Genomic DNA, 9,745 nt, shown 5'->3' with positions numbered 1-9,745 from the left:
CTAGGGCTTCTGCCTTCGCTTTGCTTGGCACAAGCCAAGTTTTCTTTATCCTACGATGCAAGTGGTTAAGTCCGGCAGGATAAGGCAACTAGGCCTACCACCTTCGCTAGGGCTTGGTGCTAGCCAAGTTTTCTTTATCGCCAAAGCTCGGCGAAATCCGGGTTTTCTTTATACTAACAGAAAGTATAAATTTTTGGCAGATAGCATAAGTGCAACCAGCGGTTTTCGCTTTCGCAAAGCTCGGCGAAAGCCGGGTTTTCTTTATTACTTTGTCAGCGAGAAAAACATTAATTCTTCGCACTGAAAGATGTTATCTTTTTCGTGCTTTGGCAACACTAATTCTAGAGGAAAATATACTTCTGACAGGAATTAGTGTAATGTCATGGGAGGAGAATGGGTTTGTCGAGTCGCAACTTCCGGCTATTTATTGTTATGGTCGTACTCTTTATTATAATTAACTTGCTTATTGTTGTCGCTGCATCCAACTCTATGGTAGTTAACAAGCAACAGAAAGAACATCCACCTTTGCTACTTAACTCTGGACTGACAGACGTTTCTGAAGCTGAAGCTCAGGTAATTCTCTGGTTTGATGGGCAAGATAGCGCCTCACATTCTGAATTTATAAACAATCAGGTTCTTTCCCAAGCGGGTTGGGAATGGGAATCGCATGATTCGCAGAAAGCCTTGACAGTATCAGGTTATCGGCGTCTTAAGGCATCGGACGAGGCTGAAATATTGACCTGGTTTGAGGCTGTGGCTCAGATGGTTGAGCAGGAAGGGGGAAAAGCCTATTTCGATGAAAGAATCGACGCAAGGGTGGATGGTATGGTCTATCTCAGACAAAATGGGTTTGAACCTAAGCAAGGGGTCATTACAGGGACAACTGCATCAATTGCAGGTTGGCAAGAAGGGTTCTTCCCGGTAGTTCAAGCCGGCCGTGATTCCGTGAATATTCAACTCCTCACTCGAAGTGCATCTCAGGGGGCAAAAACGGTTTTAGCTATTCCGGTCTTGCTGGAAGAATTTTAAAGTAACGAACTTTGTACATTTAGCAGGAAAAACGGGTATAAAGGGAGAATAGAAGCAAGTCAAGGTATGTGTTAAATCGTAAAGGGGGTGCTTCAGCACTTGAGCAAACTCATCGTTACTGGCGGAAACTTTCTCGAAGGAACGATAACCGTCAGTGGAGCTAAAAACGCAGTTTTACCAATTATCGCGGCCAGCTTGCTGTCACCCGAACCTTTGTGCATTGATGATGCTCCTCATTTGTTGGATGTTGAAGTCATGTGCCAAGTTATCGGTTCTTTTGGATCCCAGGTTAAGAGGGTAGGGTCGCAGTTATTAATAAATACAGCTGAAATTACAAGTGTTCAAGCACCACATGAGCTAGTTTCGAAAATGCGAGCCTCGATCGTCACGATGGGGCCCTTGCTAGCAAGGACAGGGCATGTACGGATCTCTCATCCAGGCGGTTGCGCGATTGGATCACGCCCGATCAATTGGCATTTAAAAGGTCTTGAAGCGTTGGGCGCGGAGGTCCGAATGGATCATGGCTATCTCGATGTCACTGCTCCTGTTTTGAAGGGGGCACGAATTTATCTCGATTTTCCAAGTGTCGGTGCCACTGAGAATATCATGATGGCGGCAGCGGGTGCTGAAGGTACGACGCTCATCGAAAACGCAGCACAAGAACCGGAAATTGTTGATCTTGCAAATTTTCTTAACCAAATGGGTGGGAAAGTTCGAGGCGCAGGGACCAGCGTGATTCATATTGAAGGAGTTCATGAATTCCATGGGGCAAATCATACGGTAATTCCTGATCGGATTGAAGCGGGCAGCTATCTTTTGATGGCTGCAGCATCAGGTGGAGATGTTTTCGTTCAAAACGTGATTACTGACCATCTTAAACCCGTTCTCGCTAAAATGGATGAGGCAGGAATTGAATTTCAAGAAGAGGATGAGGGAATTCGAGTTCGCGGGGATGGTAAATATCATGCAGTAGATATTAAAACCCAGGTTCATCCGGGCTTTCCCACGGATTTGCAGGCACCTTTTCTAGCCCTGCTTTGTATGGCCAAGGGGACAGGGATGGTGACGGAGACTGTTTTTGAAAATCGTTTCATGCATGTTGATGAACTTAAACGTATGGGCGCAGATATTAAAATAGAAGGTCGAAGTGCAATCGTCCAAGGGGTTGAACGTTTGAATGGGGCACAGGTAACGGCTACAGATCTAAGGGCAGGCGCTGCCTTGATTTTGTCGGCTTTGACTGCAGAAGGAGAAACCGAAATTTCTGGAGTACAACATATTGATCGAGGATATGAAGGAATTGAACATAAGCTCAACGGGATAGGAGCGAAAATACGTCGAGAAGATTAAATTGAGATCGTCTAAAAAAGGAGCATTTAGGTGCTCCTTTTTTGCACCCTTTCATCGTCATAATGATTCTCCATCACGCATAAAGTTAAGCAAAGCTTGTACTGCGGAGAGGAGGATAGTCTTTGAAAAAAGAAGGGATAACCATCCTTGTGCTTTCGTTGATCATTATCCTTTTAATACCTTCGACGATTATGCGCTGGCAAAAAGGGGAGACTCTGACAGGAGACTTTGAGATACGAGTGAAAATGCCGAACGACAAAGTTGAAACACTTGCTCTAGAGGAATATTTGGTTGGGGTTGTCGCAGCAGAAATGCCGGCTGAGTTCAATCTCGAAGCACTGAAAGCCCAAGCCGTAGCAGCCCGAACGTTTGCTGCTAAACGGATCAGCCAGAGATCTGTTTCTGATCCAGGTTATGATGTAGATACAACGGTGCTCACTCAAGCCTGGATCTCTGATGCGCAAATGAAAGTAAAGTGGGGATGGTGGGCTTATTGGCGTTACCATGGACAGATTGTAAATTCTGTCCAAAGTACAAAAGGTCAAGTTCTCGTTGCGAACGGTCAATATATTGATGCCTATTATCATAGCAGTAGTGGGCGTAAATCGACTGAACGAGCGGAAGAGGTCTGGAGCTCAGCACGAACGTATCTACAGAATGTTGATTCAGGAGAAGTTAATCAGACACGTTTTGTCAAAACCTATGTGTTCACGCCGAGCACGCTCTATCAGAAACTCGGACTTACGATAGCCCCTAAAGCGTTTATTGCGACAGACTTTGTAATTTCAAGTCAAACTGCAGCTGGGCGAGCGAAGGATGTGCGTGTTTTAGGTAAGGTTTACTCAGCTGCGCAACTCCGCACGCTCTTAGGTCTTGCGTCCACAGATATTGAATTGTCGATCAAGCCGGAGGAAATCCAGATTAAAACTTATGGGAACGGTCATGCCGTCGGAATGTCCCAGTACGGGGCGAATGATTTAGGTAAGGCGGGAAGTTCCTATCAAGAAATTCTTAGTCATTTTTATCCGGGAACGCAAATTCTCTCTTTAAGCAAGGAAAGTGGTAGTACAAACGCCTAATTCTTTATCCTACACTAAGCAGCCGTCTTCGCTACGCTTGTCGCCAGCTAAGTTTTATATACCTTTTCGTCTAAAAAGGTGCTCACTAGGAAAGGATATTCTTAGAATTACTTTTATGAATATGTTTTTATAGGTGCCGGCGAAAGGGTGTAATATATGAAGTTGCCAAAGAATTGGAAAACGGGATTGGCGTATATCGTGATTATCTTGGTCCTCGGGTTAACCTCATTAACATATGGATTGGCAAGACTTGAGCTATTGCCCAATGGACAGGAAGTAGTAGCGCGGGGTAACGAACCACAGAATATCACATCAGGGGAAAATGAACAGCTTATAAAACAATCACCTGATTCCGGTGTAGCGGACAAATCTGGAACAGTAAGCCAAGGCGTGTCGAAGAGGCAAGAAACAGATTCTGCAGCAACTGACCAGAAACAAATAAAGAGTGAAGAACAAGAATCTAAAATATCCGCCAAGAATTTTCCGAGCCCAGTTCAGAGCGAACCGCTTCGTTCGGTCGGAAATTACTTTTCGGAAAATCTTAATGCCTACCTCTTTCATGCAGGCACTGATTATCCACTCCCAGAAGGAGCAGTGATCAGGGCTACCCATGGTGGAAAAGTGAGCTTTGCAGGGCCAGATCCTATCTTAGGCCAGAAAGTAGAGGTCGATTGCGGCGAAAATTGGCATGTCGTCTATGGGGGACTTGATAATCTTAGAGTTCAACAAGGTGATGTAATTGAGATTAACGATGTTCTGGGCCAAATCGGTTATTTTCCCGGCGCGGATGGTGTAAATGATCGAACCCAACTCCATTATGAAGTATGGAATGGGGATCAGGCACAGGTGCAATAGCGTAAGAATTTGTTTATACATGATTTACCAGATGAAGACGTCCGTCAAGGATGTCTTTTTTCAGTTTACCAGCATATAAATGTATAAAATTTGGGGTACAGAAGGAGGGGCTCAGCGTGCAAGAATATATCCGCAAGCGGGTACTCGACATTGGAACTTACATTATGGAATCCAGTGCTACGGTTAGGCAAACCGCTGATGTGTTTGGCGTATCAAAGTCCACAGTCCACAAAGATGTGACGGAAAGACTACCTTTGATCAATGAAAAGTTAGCGATGGAGGTCAAACAGGTTCTGGAAAGCAACAAAGCGGAGCGTCATATTCGCGGCGGAGAAGCAACGCGGAAGAAATATCAAGAAAATTAATAATTTACGGCTAGAATTTAGAGAAATGGGTTATTACTTAAAGGAATTAGAAGATTTTTGGCGAATAAGATAATGTGGTAGAATATGTATAATCTCCCTTTATGGGAGATTGTACTTTTACTTTTATATATTGTTATAAGAAGAAAGGGGTACCTCCAAGAATGTTCGGAATTGATTTAGGAATCGACTTAGGAACGGCAAGTGTTTTAGTCTATCTAAAAGGAAAAGGAATTGTTTTACACGAGCCTTCGGTGGTAGCCATTGATAAGAATACAAATAGGCGGATCGCAGTTGGTGAAGAGGCCCGGATGATGTTGGGTAGGACTCCTGGAAATATTACGGCTATTCGTCCGATGCGCGATGGGGTTATTGCGGATTACGTAACAACGGAGCTTATGCTAAAGTACTTTTTGGAAAAGGCCGGCGCACGGAAGTTCCCGTTTTTCAAGACTAGGGTAGTGGTTTGTATTCCCTCTGGCGTAACTGAGGTTGAAGAACGTGCAGTTAAGCAAGCGGCCTACCAAGCAGGAGCAAAGCAGGTAAAAGTAGTGGAAGAACCCTATGCCGCTGCGTTAGGGGCAGGACTCGATATTGCTGGACCTACTGGAAGTATGGTTGTTGATATTGGGGGAGGAACATCAGATATTGCAGTTCTTTCCTTAGGAGGAATAGTGACCAAACAAAGTCTTCGCGTGGGTGGAGATAAATTCGATGAAGCGATCATCCGGCATATTCGTCGTGAATATAATTTAATGATTGGCGAGCGGACGGCAGAAGAGGTTAAAATCGCTGTGGGTGCTGCAATCCCTGAAGGACGTCCAGAAAACGCTGAGATCGATGTACGCGGGCGTGATCTTGTAACAGGATTACCGAAAACGGTTACCGTGAATTCTAAGGAATGTTACATGGCGCTCGTAGAATCTTTGGAGGCCATTGTCAGCGCGGTAAAAGAGGTTCTTGAACATACTCCTCCTGAGCTTTCGGCCGATATAATGAACAAAGGGATCATTATGACTGGTGGGGGTTCATTAATTTATGGATTTGATACTCGTTTGTCCCGAGAAACAGGGCTACCCGTGAGCCTAGCTGAAGATCCTATTTCTTGTGTTGCGTTAGGAACTGGTAAAGTTTTGGAGCATAGTTTTTAAATTAATAACTATACAAAAAATAAACAAAAAAATAAAATGACCCGAGGTAAGAGGTTCCTCTAAAGAATGATTTTTCAGAGGAGCTAATGCCCTCGGTTCTTTTTTAACTGTCCGAGGTTAAAATGCAAACAAGGAGAGGGTAAAGTGCGAGTCGAAGTACTTGGAATTAAAATTGACCATTTCTCGATGCAAGAAACGGTAGCGCATATTCAAGAGGCAGTTGAAAAGAAGAAGCAGACCTGGGTTGTCACTGCGAATCCAGAACTTATTTTTGCAGCAGGTGCGGATGCTCGGTTAAAACAATTAATTAATCGGGCACAACTGGTTACGCCAGATGGAATCGGTGTAGTTTGGGCAGCTAATCGCCTTGGACATCCGGTTTCGGAACGAGTAACCGGGATCGATTTGTTAGAGGCTTTATTCCCTTTAATCGGGAAAAAGAAGTGGCGAGTTTTCTTTTTGGGAAGCAAACCCGGGGTTGCAGAACTCGCTGCCCAAAAGGTTGCTGAGCAGTATCCAGGAGTGGAATGGCAAGCTCAACACGGTTACTTTCAGCCGGGGGAACAAGCTGAAATCTTGGATCGGATACGTAAATTTCAGCCCGATCTTTTGTTGGTTGGGTTAGGGGCTCCACGCCAGGAGTTCTGGATTGCTTCTCATCCTGATTTGGCAACGGTCAACATGGGTGTGGGGGGATGTTTCGATGCTTTGGCAGGATTGAATAAGCGGGCTCCACAATGGATCCGAAATATTCATTTAGAATGGTTATATCGGTTACTGAAACAACCTCAACGGATAAGGCGGCAAATGGTGTTACCGAAATTCGTTTGGCAAGTGATGAAGCAAGGAAAGAATGAGCAAAAAAAACATACGCGTCGGGTGAGATAAGAATAAATTCTTGTTTAAACCGACTAAAATGCCAACACCAAAGCGTATTGAATAACAGGAGGGTGTAGAATGCCTGAGTGGGAACCGGGGTGGCCATGGCTGAAGATTAAAGAAGAGCCTTTGGTCAGGGAAGAATTTTTAAAAGAATCCCAACCCTTTATTCGACACGTCGCGAATCAGGTCTGTCATCGAATTCTGGATTGGGGCAGGGATGAAGAATTATCAGAAGCATTGATTGCCTTCAACGAAGCAATAAAACATTATGAGGAAGAACAAGGAGTTCCCTTTTTAGCCTATGCTCGTTTACTCATTAAACGTCGATTGATTGATTATTACCGCCGGCAAAAGTCACGGGAGGCTTTACCACTTGATCAGGAGGATGTGGGTCAAGCAGTGGAGATTCATCTCGGTTTGCATGAATTTCGTGAGCGGGAGCAGAACCAGGAAAGGGCACAGGAGATTCAGGAATTCGCTAAAGTTCTTGGTCTCTATAATTTAAATTTTAACGATTTAGTCGCAGCTTCACCGAAGCATCGAGACACTCGACAAAGCTTACTCCAGGTGGCTAGAATCTTAGCTGATGACTTGGAATTATGGGGTCAGGTGGAGAAAAAAAAGAAAATTCCAATGCAGGCTTTATCCTTGAAGAGCCAGGTGCATCCCAAGGTTTTAGAACGGGGAAGAAAGTTCATCTTAGCGGTGGCGGTACTGATCGCTAACCAGCATGATTTTATCTATCTGCGTGAGTATGTACTCCCAGGTGGAAGGGGGTGATGAGGGAATGAAGCAATTGAAGGCTGTGGTCTTAGACAAAAAAGGTTCGACGGTTACAATTCTAGCCGCTGATGGATCTTTTCAAAAAGTCCGTTATCGGAGACCTGTTGAGATTGGGGCAGAGATCGAAATCGCTGAGGTCCAGCAACGTCAACCACTTTGGCGTATCATGGCAAGTGCTGCAGCTGTCTTTCTCCTCGCTTTGATAGGCTCGTTAAGTTGGAGCTCCTATCAAGGGACGACTGCTGTTGCCATGATCTCGGTTGATATTAACCCAAGACTTCAACTCACTATTGATCAGCAAGGTCGTGTCCTTCAGTTTGAATCCCTCAATCCTGATGCTGAACGTGTACTGGCTGGTCTCCAACTGAAAGGAGAACCTTGGAATCAGGCTCTTACGGATATTATCGAGCAATCAGTAACGCTTCACTATCTGAATACAGATCATTCCTGGGTATTGGTCGGCTATTCACCTGTCAAAGCGGGGAATGAGCTTCCGAAGGGGGTAACCTCAGACGATATTGTTCAGAGACTTGAAAGTGCAGCCCAAGCACAGGGTCTGGAACCGAAGATTGCGGTGTATCAACTGAGTGCAGAGGATCAGACAAAAGCCAATAAGCAGGGGTTAACTTTAGGTGAATACGCGCTGATGAATACGGCTCAAGATGCTGGAATTCATGCGGATGCTAATAATGTGCAAAATACGGATGAACGGGTGAAGCTCCTAGAACAGCCGCAAGTCCAGAAGCAGATGAATAAGGAAAATCAGATTAAAGGAATTCCAAAGAATCAAGAGATTCTAGGGGATGGAAATGATCCAGGAAGTAATGCGAATATTAACGCGCTTCAAAGTAGGGGTAATACTTCTGGAAACCAACCCAAGGCTCAACCTGGAAATAGCAATGCTAAACCAGTAGGTTCTTCCCAAGGAGATTCTAAACAAGATCGTAAGCAAGAATACGATGAACAGCAAGGTAAGACTGGATCTAAAGAGACAGGCGATCAAGGAAAGCCAATGAAGTCAAAAAGCGAGGAAGATAATGCTCGAAGTGAGAATAACTCGCAAAAATAATGGAACTTTAAATAATTAGTTTCTGAGTAAAGCCCTTGACTCTGCATTATTTTAAACAGAGAATTTCTTCATAGAAGTTCTCTGTTTTTTGAATCATCTGTTCAATATTAAACGTTTGCCAACGAGTTAGGCCTGATTGAACCAGTTGCTTAGCAAGTAAGGGCTGGTTAAAAAGGGTTTGACAGGCCTCGGCTAGGGCGTGGGAATCTGCAGGAGGAATAAGAATTCCGTCCTGATCTTCGCGAATCACCTCCGGAACACCGCCGACACGGGTAGCCACGATGGGGAGCTGGGCTTGCATAGCCTCAAGTAGCACGAGTCCCATTCCTTCATTGAGCGAGGGTAAGATGAAAATGTCCATCGCGGGAAGGGTTTGATAGGCAGTCGGAATAAAGCCGGGGAGAGTATAGGGAACTCCGGCCTCTTTTAGTTTTCCTTCAAGGGTAGAGTGGAGAGGGCCTTCGCCCACGATAAGTACGTGGAGCTTGGGAAAGCTAGGGAGAAGAGTAGCGGCAGCCTCGATCATGGTCTCGAGGCCTTTGGTGGGATGTAAGCGTGCGATGCTCCCGAAAACGAGGGCATCGTCGGGAATATCCCAATGGTCGCGAAAAAGCTGGCGTTGATTTCGCCGATAGGTTTCGTCTCCCATTTGCGATAGGGGTTGAATCCCGTTATAAATTGTGCGGAGATTTTTGCCTCCGCGGGAAGCCACTTCACGAGCAAGTGCCTCGGAAACCATAATGATCCCTGACGTCAGGGGCAAGGTCAAACGGTCCAGTCCAAGTGCGACCAGAGCGGCTTTGCGGGAGAGATAGTCTTGGCGTAAGGAACTGTGGTAGGTACTGATAACCGGGACTTTCGCCCAACGTCCAGCCAAGCGTCCGAGAAGGTTGGCTCGCGAACCATGCGTATGAATCAGGGCAACTTCCTGTTGGCGTAGTTCAGTAAGGAGACTTGGAAGAGGGGAAAGATCAAGAGCATGATTCATCGGAAAGCGGAGTGTAGGAATTTCTAGATCCTCGGTCAGGCGTGCGAAGGGTCCATCAATGAGACAACCGGAGATGAGGTTGAAACGATTGAAGTTTAAGTTTTGGAGAAGGGTTAAAACGTGCTGCTCAGCTCCACCGACTTCGCCGCCCCCAATTAATTGTAAAATAGGGTAGGATTTCATCCCTAATCCTTCCT

Annotated in this window: 10 protein-coding genes; 9 read left to right on the top strand and 1 reads right to left on the bottom strand. The window is 45.3% G+C overall.

Going from position 1 to position 9,745, the window contains the following annotated elements; all coding sequences use genetic code 11:
- The first annotated feature begins 399 nt into the window (after positions 1–399).
- From VM640_RS02575 to VM640_RS02535, 9 genes are all read left to right on the top strand, one after another.
- Positions 400–1,029 carry a hypothetical protein gene (locus VM640_RS02575; protein WP_325389608.1) on the top strand — a complete coding sequence of 210 codons (630 nt, stop codon included), beginning with the start codon at positions 400–402 and terminating at the stop codon, positions 1,027–1,029.
- A 99-nt stretch (positions 1,030–1,128) separates the two neighbouring features.
- Complete coding sequence (murA, locus tag VM640_RS02570; protein ID WP_325389606.1) at positions 1,129–2,379, top strand: UDP-N-acetylglucosamine 1-carboxyvinyltransferase; 1,251 nt, start codon at positions 1,129–1,131, stop codon at positions 2,377–2,379.
- 122 nt (positions 2,380–2,501) lie between these two features.
- Complete coding sequence (gene spoIID, locus VM640_RS02565) at positions 2,502–3,458, top strand: stage II sporulation protein D (RefSeq protein WP_325389604.1); 957 nt, start codon at positions 2,502–2,504, stop codon at positions 3,456–3,458.
- A gap of 156 nt (positions 3,459–3,614) precedes the next feature.
- Positions 3,615–4,313, top strand: a complete 699-nt coding sequence (locus VM640_RS02560) for a murein hydrolase activator EnvC family protein (protein WP_325389602.1) — start codon at positions 3,615–3,617, stop codon at positions 4,311–4,313.
- 116 nt (positions 4,314–4,429) lie between these two features.
- Positions 4,430–4,678: a sporulation transcriptional regulator SpoIIID gene (gene spoIIID / locus VM640_RS02555; protein WP_325389600.1), complete on the top strand. Its 249-nt coding sequence runs from the start codon at positions 4,430–4,432 to the stop codon at positions 4,676–4,678.
- Between the two features lie 161 nt (positions 4,679–4,839).
- Positions 4,840–5,826 (top strand): rod shape-determining protein, encoded by a 987-nt coding sequence (mreB, locus tag VM640_RS02550; protein WP_325389598.1) that lies wholly within the window; start codon positions 4,840–4,842, stop codon positions 5,824–5,826.
- Between the two features lie 144 nt (positions 5,827–5,970).
- Positions 5,971–6,714: a WecB/TagA/CpsF family glycosyltransferase gene (locus VM640_RS02545; RefSeq protein WP_325389596.1), complete on the top strand. Its 744-nt coding sequence runs from the start codon at positions 5,971–5,973 to the stop codon at positions 6,712–6,714.
- Positions 6,715–6,783: 69 nt separating this feature from the next.
- Positions 6,784–7,488, top strand: coding sequence for an RNA polymerase sigma-I factor (sigI, locus tag VM640_RS02540; protein WP_325389594.1), 705 nt, complete (start codon positions 6,784–6,786; stop codon positions 7,486–7,488).
- 7 nt (positions 7,489–7,495) lie between these two features.
- The gene (locus VM640_RS02535) at positions 7,496–8,560 is read left to right on the top strand and encodes an anti-sigma-I factor RsgI family protein (protein ID WP_325389592.1); all 1,065 of its coding nucleotides are present in this window, start codon (positions 7,496–7,498) and stop codon (positions 8,558–8,560) included.
- A 46-nt stretch (positions 8,561–8,606) separates the two neighbouring features.
- Here the strand turns inward: VM640_RS02535 and VM640_RS02530 are convergent, their stop codons facing one another.
- Positions 8,607–9,731 carry a glycosyltransferase gene (locus tag VM640_RS02530; protein ID WP_325389590.1) on the bottom strand — a complete coding sequence of 375 codons (1,125 nt, stop codon included), beginning with the start codon at positions 9,729–9,731 and terminating at the stop codon, positions 8,607–8,609.
- Positions 9,732–9,745 lie beyond the last annotated feature (14 nt).

Origin of the sequence: Desulfitobacterium sp. (assembly GCF_035539115.1) — a bacterium.
Classification (GTDB): domain Bacteria; phylum Bacillota; class Desulfitobacteriia; order Desulfitobacteriales; family Desulfitobacteriaceae; genus Desulfitobacterium_A.
This window is presented reverse-complemented; position numbering and strand designations above follow the sequence as displayed.

Coding starts and splice junctions, on each gene's coding strand:
- VM640_RS02530 (WP_325389590.1), bottom strand. CDS start 9,731: ATGAAATCCTACCCTATTTTACAATTAATTGGGGGCGGCGAAGTCGGT.
- sigI (WP_325389594.1), top strand. CDS start 6,784: ATGCCTGAGTGGGAACCGGGGTGGCCATGGCTGAAGATTAAAGAAGAG.
- VM640_RS02560 (WP_325389602.1), top strand. CDS start 3,615: ATGAAGTTGCCAAAGAATTGGAAAACGGGATTGGCGTATATCGTGATT.
- mreB (WP_325389598.1), top strand. CDS start 4,840: ATGTTCGGAATTGATTTAGGAATCGACTTAGGAACGGCAAGTGTTTTA.
- VM640_RS02535 (WP_325389592.1), top strand. CDS start 7,496: ATGAAGCAATTGAAGGCTGTGGTCTTAGACAAAAAAGGTTCGACGGTT.